A 14942-nucleotide genomic window follows, 5' to 3' on the forward strand; every position below is an offset into this window, starting at 1 on the left:
GAGCGGAGGAACGTCACGGTCCGCCCCGGCACGGCGATCGGACCGTCACAAGACCCCCCGATCGCCGGACGTCCTGCCCAACTCACCGCCGGAGTCCCCATTCCGACGTCACCAGGGCCGAATTCGAGGCCGGCGGAGAGCGGACCAAGGCCGACTTCATGGCCGCGAAGGCCGAATTCGAAGCAGCCGGGGATCGGGCCGTAGCTGTCCGCCGAGCCCTGCTCGCCGACGGATACACCTTGCCCACTGCCCCCGCTACGGCGCAGCAGAGCTGACGGTCAACGACCAAGCGGTTTCGGTTGCGGTCGCGGACGCCCGTGTCCTCGGCCGGGCGGGCCGCCTTATCCGGCGGGCGGTGTGGGGGTGTTCGGCTGCGGCGGTCGCCGGATCGGCCGAGGACTTCACGTTCTGCCTGCGGGCGGTCGCCGGCTCCCTCCGCGACTCCCCGACCTGACGCCCACGCCGTCGGCGGCTGTTTCGCCAGGGGAAATCGGCTGAGTCGGGCGAGACTTCACTGACAGGCGGCGGGATACGTGTGGGGTATCTTCGGTTGGCGCTCGCGGCGTGAGCCGGGCGTCCTGGGCTGATCCGCCTCGCAACGGGCGTCTGTTCGAAGGGGGTTCCGGGTGGAGATTTCCGTCGATGTCACCCCTCATGGGATTCCGGTGATCGGTCCCCTGATCATGCTGGCCGTGATGATCGCGGTTGTCGCGGAGGTGGTCGTACGGGGAACCGGCAGCAGACTTGAGTTCATTGCACCGGTCGGGTTTCTGATCATATGTGCGGGAATCATGGCAGCGCTTCTCTGGCTGGCGATCTCCGGATGCCTCGTGGCGGCAGCAGGGCTGGGTGTGAGCAAATACCTCAGGTGGCGTCGGTGAACAGCGTCGGAGCCGGGTCGTTGTGATGAGCCATCGTCCACGGCGCGGATCGCCGGCCTGCTCGGCGCGCTGCCTCACGCGGGCCGCCGAGTCGCTGTTCGGCGGCCCTCGGCGTCGTCGCGGACGGCTTCGGCGATGGCTTCGGGGTCGAGGCGCCCCTCGTACCCCGGCTCGCGGATGGCCACCGACGGGTCCCCGGCCCCGGCCCGTATCCGATTCTGCCCACCGCGGGCAGCGGGTCCTGTGTCCTCGGACGGCTCCGGCCGAATTCCTTACGGGAGACGGTCGGAGCCGTCCGAAGAACGATGAGGGGACGGTCGTCGGTCGACGGAATTGATTCAGCCGAGGACGTTGGTCAGGGGGCCGTAGCCCTCGCCCTGCATATCGATGTAGTCGATGGCGTCACCGAGGTCGGATACGGGCACTGTCCAGCTGTAGTTGTATCCGTTGACCGTGGGCGGGAAGCCGGCGACGGCCCGCAGCGGCCCTCGCCGCTCAGCGCACGCCGCCGTGCCCGGCCGCACGAATCCGGTGGCCCAAGGCTCCGGTGGTCCGTAGCGTGTGCGGCATGCCGACGTCCGTCCTGTACTGCCATGATCCGTTGAACTCTCGACGTGTGGACGAACACTTCGCGGCGGAAGCACACGAGGTGCGGGCCCGTGGCGGGGCGGTCGGGCTGGTCGACCACGACGCGCTGCTGCGGGGGGACGTACAGCGGGCTGTCGCGCACGTACCGGCCGGGCTGGGGAGTGCCTGGTATCGAGGTTGGATGATCCCCGGCGGTCGATACGCCGAATTGGCCGAGGCGCTGAGCCGACGCGGCATCGAACTGCTCGTCACTCCGGAGGAATACCGGGCCGCTCACGAACTGCCGGGCTGGTACCCGATGTTCGTCGACATCACGCCCGCGAGCGCGTGGCGTCCCACCGAACCCGGGGAGATCCTGGCCGCCGAGGACCTGGCTGTCCTCGCCGGGCCGTTGCCGCCGGGCCCGGGAATCGTGAAGGACTACGTCAAATCCCGCAAGCACGAGTGGGACCAGGCGTGCTTCATCCCCGATCTCGCCGACGCGGTCGGACTGACACGTGTCGTGCGGCGCTTCGTGGAACTGCAGGAGGAGTTCCTGGTCGGCGGGGTCGTTCTGCGCGGCTTCGAGACGTTCTCGAAGCCGGAGTCCGTCGCGGCCGAAGTACGCGTGTGGTGGCTGAACGGCGAACCCAGGTTGCTCACCCCCCACCCGGACAGCCCGTTCGAGCGTGGGCCGGTGCCCGACCTCGACCACATCGGGCCCGCGGTGCGGCGGCTGGGATGCCGGTTCGTCACCACCGACGTGGCCCTCCGCTCGGACGGGGTGTGGCGGGTCGTCGAAGTCGGTGACGGTCAAGTCAGCGACCTGCACCCGTCGAGCGGTCGAGGCGAGCTGGCCGCTCTGCTGGTCGGTCCGTAGCACGCGCGGAAGCGGCCCCGCGCAGCCGTCACCTCCCCTGAACGGGCCCGGCCCCCGGCTCAATGGGCCGCTTGGCTGATCGCGCCTGTTCACGGCGGTACGGGCGTGTGGCGTGGCCGGGTACGGCGGGGACGCGGAGGGACACTTGGGCCCGTACCGCGCGCCGCACCTTCGGAGCTGTGATGAGACGCATCCCTGCGACGGCCTCGTACGCCGCCGCCCTGCCGCTGAGCGGCTGTTCCCGCAGTACGTCCTCCGCCGCGAGCGGTGCGTCCTCCGCCGGGAGGTCCGCAGGCGCACTCGGCACCCTTGTCGAGCACGCCATGGGCAAGCAGGTCGGGAGCTGACCGGCTCCCACGCCGAGAGGCGACCGCCCCGCCGCCCCGCCGTACGCGCGGTGACGGTCGGGCTCGGCATCCTGCTGCCGATCGCGGTCGGCGTCGGCATCTACGTCTTCGGCGAGCAGCACACCCCCGACTACAACAGCGGCCTGTACGGGCAGCACGGCAACGACGCGGTGGACCTCAAGGCGCGCCTCGGCAGCGCCCTGCTCTGCCTGGCCCTGATCCAGCTGGGCCTGGCCCTGTGGATGTACGGCCGCCTGCCCGGAGTGCGCGCCGCCCCGCGCCCGGTCCGCCTCGGGCACCGGGCCCTGGGCTTCTTCGCCTTCCTGTTCTCCCTGCCGATCTCCTACCACTGCCTGGTCACCTACGGCATCGAGACCAGCAGCGCGCGGGTGGCGATCCACTCCGTGGCCGGCTGCGCGTTCTACGGCGCCTTCGTGGCCAAGGTGCTGGTGGTGCGCTCCCGCCGGCTGCCGGGCTGGCTGCTGCCGGTCATGGGGTCACTGCTCGTCATTGGCATCGCCCTGCTGTGGTACACCGCCGGACTGTGGGTGCTCAACGGAGACTCCGTACCGGGCCTGTCCTCCACCTGACGTGTCGTCAGGCACGTCGACCGCCCGGCACCGGCCTGTCGCCGTCCCCGAGCCCTGTCCGCCGCACCGCCCCCGGGACCCTGCCGCCCGCGCGCAACCCCCTCTTCAGGCGAGGCCGTTGACCAACGCACCGAAGACCCCCGGCAGTCGTGCGGCGGTGGGGACGATCCGCCCGGCCAGCAGCGGGTTGGCGCGCACCCGCAGCAGTCCCGCCGTCAGCGCGCGGTGCCGCCGTGACATCGCCCGCCAGGCACGGTCGTACTCCTCGGGCCGGTCGGCGAGCACGCAGCGCACCAAGTGGGCGGCGGCCCGCAGCGCGAGGGAGACGCCTTCGCCGGTGAGCGCGTCGACGTAGCCGGCCGCGTCCCCGACCAGCAGCACCCGCCCCAGCACCCGGCCGCGTACCGGCTGCCGCAGCGGACCGGCGCCGCGCGCGGGGGTCGCGGCGACGGCCGGCAATCGCGCGGCCAGGTGCGGGAACGCGCCGAGCTGGCGGTCGAAGGGCGCCCGCTCGCAGGTCAGCAGGGCGACGCCCACCAACCGCGGCCCGACCGGGGTGACATACGCCTCCGCCCGGCCGGACCAGTGGACCTCCACGCAGTCCGTCCAGGGCGCCACCGCGAAATGCCGCCGCAGACCGTAGCGGGCCGTCGCGCGGTCCGGCGGGCCGGTCAGACCGAGGGCCCGCCGTACCGGCGAGTGCAGCCCGTCGGCGGCCGCCAGGTAGCGCGCGGTGATCCCGGCGGCGTGCACCCGGTCGGCCTCCTGGCGTACCTCGCCCACCCGCAGCGGCAGCACCGGCACCCCCAGGCGCGCGGCCTGCTCGGCGAGCGCCGCGTGCAGCTCGGTACGGCGCACCCCGCGGCCCGGCCCTGCCCGGAAGTACGCCTCGGCCTGGTGCCGGCCGTCCACGTACCGGATGCCGCGCAGCGGGCGGCCGCCGACCAGTACGCCGAGGTCGGCCAGCGCGGCGACCGCCCCCGGCATCAGGCCCTCGCCGCACGCCTTGTCCACCGGCCCGGGCCGCGGCTCGGCCACCACCACCTCAAGTCCGGCCCGGGCGGCGTGGATCGCGGTGGCCAGCCCGGCCGGGCCGCCACCGGCCACCAGCAGGTCGATCACGGCGCCCCCACCGGGGCCGGGGCGGCCGGCAGGGCCCGCAGCGCGCTGTTCTCGCAGCGCAACCGGACGGCGAGCAGCGCCAGGTTCAGCAGCGTGAAGCACAGCGCGGTGATCCAGCACCCCTGTACCAGCGGCAGCGCGGCCCCTTCGACCACCACGGCGAGGTAGTTGGGGTGGTTCATCAGCCGGTACGGGCCGCCGCCGACCAGCGGCAGCCCCGGCACCACGATCACCCGGGTGTTCCAGCGCGGTCCCAGCGTGCGGATGCACCACCACCGCAGCGCCTGCGCGCCCAGCGCGAGCATCAGCATCGGCACCCCGAGCGCGGGGACGAACACCCGCCCGCCCCACCAGGTCTCCGCCAGGCACCCGGCCAGCAGCGCGGTGTGCAGGGCGACCATCACCGGGTAGTGGCCGCGACCGTACTCGGTGCCGCCGCGGGCCAGGCTCCAGACGGCGTTGCGCCGCGCCACCACCAGCTCCGCCAGCCGCTCGACGGCCACCAGCAGCACCAGCACGGTGTAGAGGACCGCGGACGAGGGGGCGGCGGGGGCCGACAGGCGGTCGGCCACGGGGGAGAGAACCATCGCCGCCTACCAGCGCAGCAGGAGGAGTTCGGAGCTGAGCCCCGGGCCGACGGAGAGCATCAGCCCCGGGGTGCCGGCCAGCGGCGGGGCCAGGTCCAGGGTGTCGCGCAGGATGTGCAGCACCGACGCGGAGGAGAGGTTGCCGACCTCGGCGAGCGAGCGCCAGGACAGCTCCAGCGCACGCGCGGGCAGGTCGAGCGACGCCCGTACCGACTCCAGGACCTTCGGGCCGCCCGGGTGGCAGATCCAGCCGGTCACGTCCGCCGCCTTCAGCGCGTGGCAGGCGAGGAAGTCCCGTACCTCCGGGCCGAGATGGTCCATCAGGGTGTCCGGGAGGTCACTGCCCAGCACGATCCGGAAGCCGTCGTCGTCGACCTCCCAGCCCAGCAGCGGCTCGGTGTCCGGATACAGGCGGCTGCGGGTGGCCACCACCCGCGGGCCGCGGGCCGTGTCCGCCGCCGGGTGCTCGGCGCCGACCGCCACCACCGCGCCGGCGCCGTCGCCGAACAGCGCGCCGGCCACCAGGTTCGCCGCCGAAGTGTCACCGCGCCGCAGCGTGAGCGAGCACAGCTCCACCGACAGCAGCAGGGCCGCGGCCCGGGGCCGTCCCGCCAGGTAGTCGTGCACCCGGGCCAGGCCCGAGGCGCCCGCCACGCACCCCAGCCCGAAGACCGGCATCCGCCTGACGTCCGGGCGCAGTCCCAGCCGGCCCGCCAGCCGCGCCTCGATCGACGGCACCGCGAGGCCCGTCACCGAGGTGAACACCACCAACTCGACGTCCGTCGCGGGCACACCGGACTCGGCGAGCGCCCCGCGCGCCGCGGCCTCGCCCAGTTCCAGCGCCGCCGTGACATACGCCCGATTGGCCGCGCCGAAACCGCCCAGGGCGGCATAGCGCTCCAGCGGCAGCGCCAAGTACCGGCTGCGTACGGCGGAACCGGCGTGCATCCGGTCCAGCAGTCCGCGCCGCTCCCCGCCCGCCGCCCCGACCCCGGCCATCTCCGCCAGCGCGTCCCTGATCTCGTGCTGCTCGTAGCGGTGGGGCGGCAGTGCCGCGTACACGCCAGCGATTCGACTCATCCGGTCAGCATAGGAATATTCCCGGCAAATGATGTTGATTCGGGCTTGTGCGCGCCGCAGCGGCCCGAGCGGTGTGCCCCTCTACAGTCGAGCGCGTGTCCAGCGACCACGGCGGGACCGCGCACACGCCTCCCGCGGGGGCGGCTGACGGGCTGTCGGCCGACGGTCCGGTGGCCGACGGGCCGCTTCCCGTGCCGGACCCGGCTGCGGCGGCCATCGCGGCGGCCGCCGCCGACGCGCCGGGCCTCGCGCGGGACGCCGCCGTGCCGGGCGGCACCGTGACGTCCACCGGCGCGCGGATCGACCCGGGTCGGTGTGTTGAGGGAGTTGAGGATGCGGCCGTGACCACGCGGGGGTTCGAGGCGACGGCGGCGGGACCCGACCCGGTGCCGGGCGGCACCGTGACGTCCGCCGGTGCGCGGATCGACCCGGGTCGGTGTGTTGAGGGAGTTGAGGATGCGGCCGCGACCACGCGGGGGTTCGAGGCGACGGCGGGACCCGACCCGGTGCCGGGCGGCACCGTGACGTCCGCCGGTGCGCGGGGCAGTGCGCCGCCGGTCTCCGCGTCACCGGACACGGGTCCGTGCGCCCCGGGGCCGGCCCCGGCCGCGGCGCCCGCCGACGGCGGGGCCCGGACGACACCGGTCGGCGGCGCGGGTCGCCGTGCGCCGGGCGCGGCGGTCCGCGGACTGGTCCGGGCGTGCCACCCAGAGCCGGCCGTCGCCGTGACCGCCCTGGTGACGGCGCTCGCCGCCGCGTCCGGGCAGACGGCCGCCGGCTGCGTACTGGTGGCGCTCGCCGTACTGGCCGGGCAGGTGTCCGTCGGCTGGAGCAATGACCTGCTGGACCTGCGGCGGGACACGGCCGCCGGGCGTACGGACAAGCCGCTGGTCGCCGGCGTGCCACGACCGCGCACCGTACGGATCGCGACGGGGGCCGCCGTCCCCCTCTGCGTGGCCGCCTCGCTCGCCTGCGGTCCGGCGGCCGGGGCCGCGCACCTGGCCGGGGTGGCGGCCGCGTGGGCCTACAACGCGGGCCTGAAACGTACGCTCTGGTCCTGGCTGCCCTACGCGGTCGCCTTCGGGCTGCTCCCCGCGTTCGTGACGCTCGGTCTGCCCGCCCGGCCCGCCCCGCCGGCCTGGGCGCTCGCGGCCGGCGCGCTGCTCGGGGTGGGCGCCCACATCACCAACGTGCTTCCGGACATCGAGGCCGACCTCGCCACCGGGGTACGCGGCCTGCCCCAGCGGCTGGGCCACCGGCGCAGCCGGCTACTGGCCCCGATGCCGCTGCTGTGCGCCGCCGCGGTCCTCGTCCTCGGCCCGCCGGGCCCGCCCGGCGCGGCCGGCTGGACCGCGCTCGCCGTCACCGCCGTGGCGGCCCTGGCCACCGTCGCCCCGGCCGCCGCCCGCCCCCACACACGGCTGCCCTTCCTCGCGACACTCGCGATGGCCGCCACGTCGGTGGGCCTGCTGCTCCTGCGCGGCCACGCCCTCACGTGACCGGGCCCGCCCCGGCGCGGGCCGTCACGCCCACCACCGGACGGGCGCGCGGCCGCGTGGGATCCGACCGGCCCGCGCGGCGCCGTACCTCGGCAGGACCCGCCGCGGGGACCGTACGGGCAGGGCGCGACCTGCGGCTCCCTGCCGACGTCGTGTCGCGTGTCGCGGGGCCGGGGCCGTACGCCGCGCTTCCCGCGTGTCGTCCCCGGTTTTCCGCGGCGCCGGAAGGCTGGATGGTCCGTGTGATCCATTATGTGCTGCTCATCGTGTGCGCGGTGGCGATCTATCTCTCGTGCGAGTGGTTCGTGAACGCCGTGGAATGGCTGGGACAGCGCCTGAACGTGGGGAAGATGGCGGTCGGCACGATCCTGGCCGCGTTCGGCACGGCCCTGCCGGAGTCGGTGGTGACGCTGGTCGCGGTGACCACCGGCGCCACACCCGAGGCCAGGAACATCGGCGTGGGTGCCGCGATGGGCGGCCCGCTGGCGCTGTCCACGATCGCCTACGGCGTGACCGGCTTCGTGCTGCTGCTCAAGCGCCGGCGCCACGAGTCGGCGGTGCGCGAGGAGACGGGCACGACGCCCGCCCGGCCGGCCGGGCAGGCGCTGGGTGACGAGAAGGACATGCGGCGGCTGGCGAAGGACCAGAAGTGGTTCCTGCCGATCTTCGTCGTGAAGGTCGCGCTCGGTCTGGTGGCCTTCGCGTACAAGCCCGTTCTCGGCCTGCTGTTCTTCACGGCCTACGCGGTGTACTTCTGGCGTGAGATCCGCGCCGAGGACCAGGGCGACGGGGAGCACGAGGAGCTGGAGCCGCTCAAGCTCCAGCGCGGGGCCGCTTCCCCGGCCACCTGGGCGGTCGTCGTACAGACGCTGGCCACGCTCGCGGTGATCTTCCTCGCCTCGCAGCTGTTCGTGAGGCAACTCGACGCGATCGGGCCGATGCTGGGGCTTCCCAGCGAGGTGACCGCGCTGCTGCTGTCCCCCGTCGCGACCGAGCTGCCGGAAGTGATGAACGCGGTGATCTGGGTGCGGCAGGGCAAGACCAAACTGGCGCTGGCGAACATCTCCGGCGCGATGATGATCCAGGCCACCGTGCCCAGCGGTCTCGGTCTGCTCTTCACCACCTGGAAGTTCGACGGCGCACTGATCTGGGCCGGGCTGATCACGATCGCCGCGATCGTCTACCTGCTGCTGTCGATGCGGGCGCACCGGCTCACCGCGGGCCGTCTGACAGCGGCCGCCGGCTTCTACGGGGTCTTCGCCCTCGGCCTCGTCCCGATCCTCGGCTGAGCCCCGCCCGCCCCCTGCCCGCGAGCCGATGACCGGTGGATCCCTGTGCCCGGAGGAACCGCGGGCGGGCGACGTACCTACAACTCGTCCCGCCGGCGGGCGAGATGGACGGTGAGGTCGGCGGTGATCCCGACCGTCTCGGGGAGCACCCGCAGGAGCCGGTCGAATATCCGCTCCCGCGCCGCGGCCGGCAGGACGAGATAGGCCGAGACGGTCGAGAGATGGCCGACGTAGTCGCGGGCGGTCATCGTCAAGCGCCGTTCGACCACGGCCTGTCGCACATCGGTGAACCACTCGGACCGCTGGAGTTCCGTACCCGGCCACTGCATGGCATGCCCCGGAGGCGTCCCGTCCGGGGACGGAACCTCGTCGCTCTCCAGGAACGGCGCCCGTGCCGCGCGAACGGCCTCCTCCACGGCCGGGTCGGCCGGCCGGAACGGCCCGCCGGACGAGGCGAACACGCCACCCGGCTCCAGCAGCGCGGCCACGCGTGGCCACCGGCCCTCCGGGTCCGTCCAGTGCAGCGCCGCCGCCGCGTACACCAGCCCGTACCTCTCGCCCGGCCGCAGCTCCTCGAACGCGGCTCGCACCGGCCTGACGCTCGCCGGCACGTGCTTGCGCAGCTCGGCGAGCATGGCCCCGTCAGGGTCGGTCGCGGTGACCGCGACTCCCCGCTGAGCGAACAGGCGGGTCGCCTTGCCTGTCCCGGCGCCGATTTCCAGGGCTGTCCGGACCGGCCGGCCCGCGTACCCCATCACCAGGTCGAACAGCTCCACGGGATACCCCGGCCGGAACCGTTCGTAGGCTTCCGCCATTGCTCCGAAGCTCAGTGCGCGACCAGACCCGTACATGACGAGCATCCTGACACGATCCGCGGCGTCGATGCCCGGCCTTTCGACGCCGGTGTCCCCGACCGCCCCTACAGCTTCAGGCCGTTCCGGGTGATGTACCAGTTGTGGAACGCGAACAGACCGCCGAGCATCACCAGCCAGAGCAAGGTGCTGGTGAGCGGGAAGGCGTCCAGCGGGATCGTGTACACCAGCACCACCCGCAGCACCGCGTCGAGCAGGAAGCCGGCTCCCCACACCGCCGTGACCAGCCGCAAGTGGTGACGGAACGTCGGCTCCGCGTCCCACCGCGCCTCCCACTCGGCCAGTCCGGCCTCGCCGACCTTGGCGATGACGATGCCGCGCGAGGCCGTCATCATGAACGGACGCCGGGTGAGCAGCGTGCCGAGCACCCAGAACCCGATCGCGGCGGTCAGCCAGCTGTCCCGGATCATCAGCACCCGCGCGCTGCCGGTGATCATGGACAGCAGTGTTCCGGCCACCACCAGGGTCAGCGTGAACACCGCCATCGCCTCCACGCGCCGCTGCCGCACGACGCCGTAACCGATCCACGGCAGCAGCAGCGCTCCGCCGACGACCATCGCGAGCCACTGGCCGGCGCCGGCCGCGCGCAGCCCGTAGTAGGAGCCGAGCGGGAGGGCCAGCTCGAAGAACAGCTGCGCGGCGAGCCGTCGGCGCAGTGCCGCCGTGCGGCGTCGGGTGGGGGCGGCGGCGTCCTCGTCCGTGGCGGTCTGCGGCGCCGGGCCCGTGGTCACGGTCTGCGCCCCCGTGTGCGTTGCGGTCATGAAGTCCCCCTGGTGGCACGGTCGAACAGGTCCGCCAGCTCCCGGCCGGCGGCCCGTACATCGAGATCGGAATCGTGCGTGGCGCGGCGCACCACGTCGTCGATGGCGGCGCGGATCGCCCGCACCATCACCCACGGGTCGAAGTCGCGGAACTCGCCCGCGCGCTGCGCCTTGCGGATCTGCTCCACCTGGACGGCCAGGTTCGCCTCCGTCGTGTCGAGGAAGGCGACCATGCCGGGGTCGCCGCCGCGGAGGTTGCCGAGGATCTCGACGACCGCCGCGAGGTGGTTCGGGTACTCGGCCAGCAGGTCGAGATTGCCCTCGATGGAGGCGCGCAGACGGCCCGCGTAGCTCTCATGGGCCTCGATACGGGGGCGGATGTACCCGTCCGCGAGCCGCAGCACCTCGGCGACGACCTCGCGCATCAGGTCGTCCCGCCCGTCGAAGTGGTAGGAGATCATCCCCGTGCTGCTCAGCCCGGCGCGCTCCGCGATCTTCGCGAACGAGGCCCGGTGGTACCCGACCTCGGCGATGACGTCGATCGTCGCGGCGACGATCTGGGCGCGGCGGCCCGTCTCCGTGAAGGAGGACCTGTCCCTGCGCCCCGCCTTTTGCTTGGACGTGCCATTCCTTGCTTGCATGAGCAAGACGGTAGTACGTCTTGCTCGCCCGAGCAAGAGAGTGGCGGCGCCATCACCCGCGCCACGGCCGATACTTCGGCGGCTCCTGGACGGCCGCCGCCCCCGGCTCACTGCTCCAGGCCGTCCGCGACCGCCTGGACGAAACCGTCGCGGCCGGACACGGCGAGGACGGCCCCGCCGCCTCGACGGTCGGCGCCTTCGGCGGCTCGGCGGAGATTCAGCTCCTCATGCCCGTCGCCGGAGTTTGCCCAGCGCTCGGGTGACCAGCCCGCGATGCGGCGACGCCGGAGCGGTCGCCGTGGGCTTCGGCCGGCCGACGCGCAGGGACAGATCCTGCTGGGGCTTCGTCCAGTAGGGCGTCACCGTACGGCCGTTCCCGTCCGGGTGGGGCCGTGGCGCGAGGGTGAGGGCGGGCTCTGCCGGGCGGTCGGCGCCGAGGCGGGCGGTCCTGGTCCAGCCCAGGGCGGTCAGGCGGACGTGGAAGTCCCAGGCGCCGTCCGTGAGCGCCGTGCCGGAGACCACCGTCGCCGGGTCGAACGCGGCCCGGCCGGTCACCAGCAGCCTCTCCATGCCCTCCTCCCCGGGCTCCCTGACCACCTCGCACGTCGTGGTCAGCGGGTACTGCGCCCCCGTCGCGCGTTCGCGCAGCACCAACACGGCCTTGGCCCTGGCCGGTTGCGCGGGTCCGGTGAGCGGCTGGGCGGCGAGCCGCGCACGGAGTCCGGCCGACAGCGACAGCGGGCCGATCCGGTCCTCACCGGCGAGGAGTTCGAGGGGCCGGCCGTCGGCGACCGGCCGCGCGGTGAAGTCCACCTCGAAGGTGCCGTCGGCCAGCCACCGGGCGTCACGCAGCAGCAGCCGGCAGCCCGCCGTGCCTTCCCAGCGGGTGAGTTCGAGCAGGTCGTCGACGCGGTCCTCGGCCACGAGGGCGAGGGTCACCCGCTGCCGGCCGGAGAGTCCGGCGGTCGCGGTCGGCGAGACATACCCGTCCAGGGTGGTACGGATCTCACCGAGCAGTTCGCGGCGCCCGGCGTCGTCCAGGTCGGGCAGCCGGGTCCCGCCGAGCTTCTCCAGCATCTCCACCCGCAGCCAGCGCTGGTGCAGCCGGTCGCGCGCGGGGCCCGGCTCGGTGAGCCGGTCGACGGTCGTGAGCATCGCGCGCAGCCCCGCGTAGTACGGGCCGGGTACGAAGTCGGCGGCCTTGGCGGCCGGTGCGTAGGAGCAGCAGAGGTACGAGCCGAGGACGGCGGTCCGCCGGGCGCGCAGCATCGCCTCCGCCGTGAACGCCTGCTCGGCCAGGGGGTGCGGTGACGCCCCGAAGCGCAGGCCGTGCCGCTGGATCATCGCCCGGTCGAAGAGCTTGTCGGCGGTGAGGCTGTTGGCCAGCGGGTCCTTGGCCAGGGTGGCGGACGGGCGGTCCCGGGCGTACAACTCCTTCGGTACGGAACGCCTTTTGGCCCCGGCGGGCTTGCCCGCGACCACATCGGCGTCGTGTGCGAGGCCGTAGTCGTACATCCGTCGCAGCGCCTGATCGCCGAGCCGGTCGCCGGGCCTGAGGAAGAACAGGTAGGTGCCGCGGGCGGCGGCGGCCCCGGTGTCGCGCGGGTCGGTACCGTCGTGGGGGACGAGGCGGACGGGGGAGGGCAGCGGCGCGGGGACCGGTTGGGAGGCGTCGGCGACGAGCAGGACCTCGTACGCGTCGTCCCGCCACGACTGGGCGGTCAGGGAGGCCAGGCTCACGGCGAGTTGCTCGGCGTCGTCGCCCGCCGGCAGCACGACGCTGACCAGGGGAGCGTCCGCCGGGGCCCCCGCGTCCCCCGCCGCCGGCTCGTCGCCGGCCTCGACCCGCAGGGCGAGCCCCGCGCCGCCGGCCGGTTCCGCCGCGGTGACCCGGACGCCGGCGACCGCGCCTGCCGGGATCGGCGGCGAGGCGGGCGTCGCCGTCAGATCGGTGTGCCGGTCCAGACCGGGGCCCAGCACCCGGACCTGGAGTTCCCACACCCCCTCGTCCGGGGCCCCGCCGCCGGCCGCCCGGCGCGGATCGACCGCCGCGGTCGTGCGGATCACCGGGCGCAGCCGTAGGGACCCGTCGGGAGCGGTGCCGGGCAGTTCCTCCCAGTGGAGGTCCAGATCACGGGGGAGCATCCACGTGACCGCCGTCCCGCGGTGGCGCAGGAAGACGTCCACCCGGAAGCGCTGGAGATCGTCGGTGATGTCGACCGGGCCGAGGCCGGGACCGTCGTCCGGGCCCGGGCCCAGGCCCTTGATGAGGGCCGGATGGAGAAGGCAGCGGTCGCCGTGCCGTTCGACGGTGATCGGCTCCCCCTCGGCCCCGTAGGTGAAGTGGGCGTCGAAGGCCAGCCGCAGCCTGTCGCGGTGCCAGTACGCCGAGGTGAGGTGGGCGTGGCCCACGAGGGTCGCGCCCCGGCGGGCGAGTTCGGTCACCGCCGCGGTCCGGCCCGCCCGGACCAGCACGGCCCGGGGGCGCTCCAGACCGGTCAGGCCCTCGTACACGCCCTCGGTGAGGTAGTCCGCGGCGACCGCGCGCAGCGCCTGGAGGAGTTCATCGCGGTAGGAGTCGTCGGGGTAGTCCAGGAAGATGGGCTCGCTGAGGTATTTCACCAGGTCGGCGCGCCAGAAGCGGCGCAGCCAGGTGTCGCGTACGGGTCCGGGCCCGGTCTCGGCGAGCAGCGCGTCGAAGATCTCGCGCAGATTGCCGGAGTAGCCGGCCGGGTCGAGCCGCGTGGGGGTGGCGTGGCCGCCGTCCTCGCGCTCCAGGTAGAAGTAGCAGGGGTAGTCGCCGACGATCGACACCGAGCCGGCCCGCAGGACGGCGGGCACCATGAACAGCAGGTCCTCGCCGACGTAATGGCCCACGGGGAAAAGGATCCCCTGCTCACGCAGGTATCGCGTGCGGTACATCTTGTGGACCGTGAGGCTGTCGTGCAGGGCGGCGCTCTTGTACGTGACCGACTCGCGGTTGCGCTTCATCAGGCCGTGCGGGGCGCCCCGCAGCCGGTGCGTGATGGTGACCTTGCCGATGACGATGTCCGAGCCGTTGCGCCGGCCCATCGCGTACATCCGCTCCAGTGCCTCGGGACCCATGCGGTCGTCGTGGTCGACGAACTGGATGTACTCGCCGCGGGCCGCTTCGATGGCGACATTGCGCGGATGGCCGGGCCAGCCGGAGTTGGCCAGCCGGATCAGACGGAAGAGCGGGTCGCGGGCGGCCAGTTCCTCCAGCCGGTCGGGGGTGGTGTCCGTGGAGCCGTCGTCGACGAAGAGCACCTCGAATTCGTCGGCCGGCAGCGTCTGCCGCTTCATCGCGTCGATCAGGGGCTCGATGAGGACGCCGGAGTTGTAGGTGGGCACCACCACGGTGACCTTGAGCGACACGCTGTTTCCCGCACTTTCCCCTTGGCCGAGCCGCGGCCCCCGGCGATTCGCACATCGTAGAGGGCGTTTCTCCCTGTTTTTATACTGGATCATCAGGTTTGGCCTGGCTTGTGATGCGCGCCGTGTCGGGGTCGATCCGCCGGTGAGCGGGCCGTCATGGCATGCGACCGCTGGTTCGGACCAGAAGTAGGCCGCGAGGGGTCCGCCGCAGGGGGCGCGGCGGGCGCGGAGGTCGACCGCTACAGGGCTTGCGGTTGGGCCAGTTGAAGATTCCCTGGCCAGGAGCGGGTAATACCAGTGGTCTACTTAGGTTATCGAGCTGTAATACCAAAGGATTGACCAGCGGTCGCTACCAGTTCTAGCGTGGTTCACCTCACCCCGCTACAAATGGCCCAGAGGTGGATGAAACTCCCATGAACGTTACTTCTCC

The 14942-nt window shown here is 73.2% G+C and carries 14 protein-coding genes; 6 read left to right on the forward strand and 8 right to left on the reverse strand.

Annotated features, from left to right (window positions below; translation table 11 throughout):
• Window positions 1–626 precede the first annotated feature (626 nt).
• Window positions 627–881 carry a hypothetical protein gene (locus tag OHA30_RS32720; RefSeq protein WP_328917486.1) on the forward strand — a complete coding sequence of 85 codons (255 nt, stop codon included), beginning with the start codon at window positions 627–629 and terminating at the stop codon, window positions 879–881.
• 338 nt (window positions 882–1219) lie between these two features.
• Here the strand turns inward: OHA30_RS32720 and OHA30_RS32725 are convergent, their stop codons facing one another.
• On the reverse strand, window positions 1220–1405 hold the full coding sequence (locus OHA30_RS32725) for a hypothetical protein (RefSeq protein ID WP_328917487.1): 186 nt from the start codon (window positions 1403–1405) through the stop codon (window positions 1220–1222).
• 44 nt (window positions 1406–1449) lie between these two features.
• Between OHA30_RS32725 and OHA30_RS32730 the strand changes: the two genes are divergently transcribed.
• The 3 genes from OHA30_RS32730 (at window position 1450) to OHA30_RS32740 (ending at window position 3265) form a co-directional block, all read left to right on the forward strand.
• Window positions 1450–2328 (forward strand): ATP-grasp domain-containing protein, encoded by an 879-nt coding sequence (locus OHA30_RS32730; protein WP_328917488.1) that lies wholly within the window; start codon window positions 1450–1452, stop codon window positions 2326–2328.
• A 182-nt stretch (window positions 2329–2510) separates the two neighbouring features.
• Entirely contained in the window at window positions 2511–2675 is a 165-nt protein-coding gene (locus tag OHA30_RS32735; protein WP_328917489.1) for a hypothetical protein, read from the forward strand.
• A gap of 50 nt (window positions 2676–2725) precedes the next feature.
• Complete coding sequence (locus tag OHA30_RS32740) at window positions 2726–3265, forward strand: DUF6529 family protein (RefSeq protein ID WP_328917490.1); 540 nt, start codon at window positions 2726–2728, stop codon at window positions 3263–3265.
• A gap of 105 nt (window positions 3266–3370) precedes the next feature.
• Here the strand turns inward: OHA30_RS32740 and OHA30_RS32745 are convergent, their stop codons facing one another.
• From OHA30_RS32745 to OHA30_RS32755, 3 genes are read right to left on the reverse strand one after another with little or no spacing between them, the layout of a single operon-like run.
• Window positions 3371–4387 (reverse strand): NAD(P)/FAD-dependent oxidoreductase, encoded by a 1017-nt coding sequence (locus OHA30_RS32745; protein ID WP_328917491.1) that lies wholly within the window; start codon window positions 4385–4387, stop codon window positions 3371–3373.
• Window positions 4384–4974, reverse strand: a complete 591-nt coding sequence (locus OHA30_RS32750) for an isoprenylcysteine carboxyl methyltransferase family protein (protein ID WP_328917492.1) — start codon at window positions 4972–4974, stop codon at window positions 4384–4386. Before OHA30_RS32750 ends, OHA30_RS32745 begins: the two co-directional genes overlap by 4 nt.
• Before the next feature lie 6 nt (window positions 4975–4980).
• On the reverse strand, window positions 4981–6054 hold the full coding sequence (locus OHA30_RS32755) for a type III polyketide synthase (RefSeq protein WP_328917493.1): 1074 nt from the start codon (window positions 6052–6054) through the stop codon (window positions 4981–4983).
• Between the two features lie 95 nt (window positions 6055–6149).
• On the opposite strand from OHA30_RS32755, the gene OHA30_RS32760 reads away from it, so the two are divergent.
• Both OHA30_RS32760 and OHA30_RS32765 read left to right on the forward strand, forming a co-directional pair.
• Complete coding sequence (locus tag OHA30_RS32760) at window positions 6150–7553, forward strand: UbiA family prenyltransferase (protein ID WP_328917494.1); 1404 nt, start codon at window positions 6150–6152, stop codon at window positions 7551–7553.
• Window positions 7554–7786: 233 nt separating this feature from the next.
• Complete coding sequence (locus OHA30_RS32765; RefSeq protein WP_443045121.1) at window positions 7787–8842, forward strand: sodium:calcium antiporter; 1056 nt, start codon at window positions 7787–7789, stop codon at window positions 8840–8842.
• A gap of 77 nt (window positions 8843–8919) precedes the next feature.
• On the opposite strand, the gene OHA30_RS32770 is transcribed toward OHA30_RS32765, so the two are convergent.
• From OHA30_RS32770 to OHA30_RS32785, 4 genes are all read right to left on the reverse strand, one after another.
• Window positions 8920–9657 carry a class I SAM-dependent methyltransferase gene (locus OHA30_RS32770; protein ID WP_328917496.1) on the reverse strand — a complete coding sequence of 246 codons (738 nt, stop codon included), beginning with the start codon at window positions 9655–9657 and terminating at the stop codon, window positions 8920–8922.
• Between the two features lie 104 nt (window positions 9658–9761).
• The gene (locus OHA30_RS32775) at window positions 9762–10475 is read right to left on the reverse strand and encodes a VC0807 family protein (protein ID WP_328917497.1); all 714 of its coding nucleotides are present in this window, start codon (window positions 10473–10475) and stop codon (window positions 9762–9764) included.
• Complete coding sequence (locus tag OHA30_RS32780) at window positions 10472–11116, reverse strand: TetR/AcrR family transcriptional regulator (RefSeq protein WP_328917498.1); 645 nt, start codon at window positions 11114–11116, stop codon at window positions 10472–10474. The genes OHA30_RS32775 and OHA30_RS32780 overlap by 4 nt, the downstream gene beginning before the upstream one ends.
• Window positions 11117–11341: 225 nt before the next feature.
• Complete coding sequence (locus OHA30_RS32785) at window positions 11342–14512, reverse strand: glycosyltransferase (RefSeq protein WP_328917499.1); 3171 nt, start codon at window positions 14510–14512, stop codon at window positions 11342–11344.
• Between the last annotated feature and the right edge of the window lie 430 nt (window positions 14513–14942).

Origin of the sequence: Streptomyces sp. NBC_00223 (assembly GCF_036199905.1) — a bacterium.
GTDB lineage: Bacteria > Actinomycetota > Actinomycetes > Streptomycetales > Streptomycetaceae > Actinacidiphila.

Excerpts from the sequence above, each read along its gene's own strand:
- OHA30_RS32735 (WP_328917489.1), top strand. The coding sequence starts at position 2,511 with ATGAGACGCATCCCTGCGACGGCCTCGTACGCCGCCGCCCTGCCGCTG.
- OHA30_RS32750 (WP_328917492.1), bottom strand. The coding sequence starts at position 4,974 with ATGGTTCTCTCCCCCGTGGCCGACCGCCTGTCGGCCCCCGCCGCCCCC.
- OHA30_RS32775 (WP_328917497.1), bottom strand. The coding sequence starts at position 10,475 with ATGACCGCAACGCACACGGGGGCGCAGACCGTGACCACGGGCCCGGCG.
- OHA30_RS32730 (WP_328917488.1), top strand. The coding sequence starts at position 1,450 with ATGCCGACGTCCGTCCTGTACTGCCATGATCCGTTGAACTCTCGACGT.
- OHA30_RS32755 (WP_328917493.1), bottom strand. The coding sequence starts at position 6,054 with ATGAGTCGAATCGCTGGCGTGTACGCGGCACTGCCGCCCCACCGCTAC.
- OHA30_RS32765 (WP_443045121.1), top strand. The coding sequence starts at position 7,787 with ATGGTCCGTGTGATCCATTATGTGCTGCTCATCGTGTGCGCGGTGGCG.
- OHA30_RS32770 (WP_328917496.1), bottom strand. The coding sequence starts at position 9,657 with ATGGCGGAAGCCTACGAACGGTTCCGGCCGGGGTATCCCGTGGAGCTG.
- OHA30_RS32780 (WP_328917498.1), bottom strand. The coding sequence starts at position 11,116 with ATGCAAGCAAGGAATGGCACGTCCAAGCAAAAGGCGGGGCGCAGGGAC.